The organism is Duganella sp. SG902, from assembly GCF_013376005.1.
GTDB lineage: Bacteria > Pseudomonadota > Gammaproteobacteria > Burkholderiales > Burkholderiaceae_D > Rugamonas.
Genome location: NZ_JABMJK010000038.1, coordinates 1 through 2,498, shown reverse-complemented (window position 1 = coordinate 2,498; position 2,498 = coordinate 1). Strand labels below are relative to the sequence as shown.

The 2,498-nt window shown below is 66.5% G+C and carries 1 protein-coding gene; it reads left to right on the top strand.

Annotated features, from left to right (window positions below; all coding sequences use genetic code 11):
- Nucleotides 1–2,498, top strand: a 2,498-nt coding sequence (locus FHW83_RS30345; RefSeq protein WP_176650097.1) for an AMP-binding protein, incomplete at both ends; no start/stop codon positions are given.

Sequence of the window (2,498 nt, the reverse complement as noted above, 5' to 3'; positions counted from 1 at the left end):
CCGCCCGACTGGAGCGCGGGCACGCGGTACGAGGCGCCGCAAGGCGCCGCCGAGCAGGCGCTGGCCGAGGTTTGGGCCGAGGTGCTGGGCCAGGAGCGCATCGGCCGGCATGACAATTTCTTTGAACTGGGCGGCCATTCATTGCTGGCGATCCGCCTGTTGGAACGCATGCGCCAGGAGGGATTGCATGCCGACGTACGCCTGTTGTTCCAGCATCCCGAACTGGCGGCATTTGCCCGTGAAATGGCAGCGCGACAGCGCCTCTCCGGCAACCAGCAGGCGGTGGTGGCGGCGCCGCCCAATGGCATTCCGGACAACTGCACCGCGATCACGCCATCCATGCTGACGATGGTATCGCTGACGCCCGCCCAAATCTCGGTGCTGGAGCAGACGGTGCCTGGCGGAGCCGCGAACATCCAGGATCTGTATCCGCTGGTGCCGCTGCAGGAGGGCATCCTGTTCCACCATCTGCTGCAATCGGCGGGCGATGCCTACGTGACGCGCTGCCTGCTTAGTTTTGACAGCGAGGCCGCGCTGCAGCGCTTTATCGCGGATGTGAACCAGGTAATCGACCGCCACGACATTCTGCGTACCGCCATCCTGTGGGAAGGCTTGCCGGCGCCGGTGCAACTGGTGCACCGTCACGCCCCGCTGACGCTCGAATGGCTGCCGCCGGGAGACAATGCCCAGGCCCGTTTGCAGGCGCACGTCGATCCCGCGCATTACCGCATCGACGTGCGGCGGGCGCCATTGCTGCGCGCCGTCGCCGTCCATGACATTCCGTCACAACGCTGGCTGCTGCAGCTTCCTAGCCATAACCTGGTGCTGGATCACACCACGCAGGAATTGCTGATCGAGGAAATCGCCATGATCCAGCAAGACCGGGCGGCGGAGTTGCCGGTTCCGGTCCCGTTTCGTGATTTTGTCGCGCGCGCGCGCCTTGGCGTCAGCGAGGAAGAACATGAACGCTTCTTGCGCGCGATGCTTGCGGACGTGGAGGAACCCACGGCGCCATTCGGCATTCTGGACGTGCAGGGCGATGGTCTTGGCGTGGAGGAGCTGCGCTTGCCGCTGGAGGCCGGCCTTGCCGCCAGCGTGCGGCGTCTGGCCCAGCAGGCGGGCGTCAGCCCGGCGGCGATCTTCCACCTGGCGTGGGCCGCGGTCCTGGCCAGAACCAGCGGCAAGGATGATGTGGTGTTTGGCACGGTGATGTTCGGCCGCATGCAGGGAGGCGCCGGCATCGAGCGTGCACTGGGCATGTTTATCAACACGCTGCCGGTGCGCGCCCGCCTGCATGGACGCGGCGTTGCCGAGGCGCTGGGCGACATGCATGCGCTGTTGACGGAACTGCTGCACCACGAACATGCCAGCTTGACGCTGGCGCAGCGCTGCAGTGGCCTGGCGGCCGGTACGCCGCTGTTCTCGGCCTTGTTCAATTATCGTTACAGCCCGCGTGCGGAAGCGGGCGCGCAGCCGGTGCTGCAAGGGGTACAGGTGCTTGGCGGCGGCGAGCGCACCAGTTATCCCTACACTTTATCGGTGGATGATCTTGGCCTTGGCTACGGTTTGGTATTGCAGGTGACGGAGCGCGTCGGTGCGCGACGCATGGCTGACTACATGGTGGCCGCGTTGACCGCGCTGGCCACGGCGCTGGAACACACACCGGCGTTGCCCATCGATGCGCTGCCATTGGCGCCGCCGAAGGAAGCGGCCGAGCTGCTGCGGCTCGGCGTCAACAGCCGCCGCCATCCGGATCGGGAGACGGTGCTGCAGTTGTTTGAACGCGAAGTGCGCGCACATCCCGATGCCACGGCGCTGGTGCATGGCGACGAAACGCTGAGCTACGCGGAGCTGAACCGGCGCGTCAACCGTCTGGCCCATCACCTGATCGCGTTGGGCGTGCGGCCGGAGATGCCGGTTGGCGTGGCGCTGGAGCGCTCGACCGGGATGATCGTCGGCCTGCTGGCGATCCTCAAGGCCGGCGGCGCCTACGTGCCGCTGGACCCGGACTATCCACAGGAGCGTCTGGGGGCGATGATCGCCGACAGCGGCATGCGGCTGCTGTTGACGCAAACCTCGGCCGCGGCGCGCATCCCGGCGCCGGCGGGCCTGCGGGTGCTGCTGACCGATGCGCTGGATCTGAGCGCGCATGGCGATCACAATCCAACCGTGGTGACGCATGGCGCGGCGCTGGCGTACATCATCTACACCTCCGGCTCGACCGGCAAACCGAAAGGCATCGGCATCACCCACGCCACGCTGGCCGAGCACAGTCAGGTCGCGCAGGGTTATTTCGGCCTGACGCGTGATGACCGCATGCTGCAGTTCTCGACCATCAATTTCGATGGTTTCGTGGAGCAGTTGTTCCCTGCGCTGACTTGCGGCGCGGCGGTGGTGCTGCGCGGCCCCACGTTGTGGGACAGCGCCACCTTCCGCCATGAGCTGCTGGCGCGCGGCATCACCATCGCCGACCTGCCGACCGCGTACTGGCACATGCT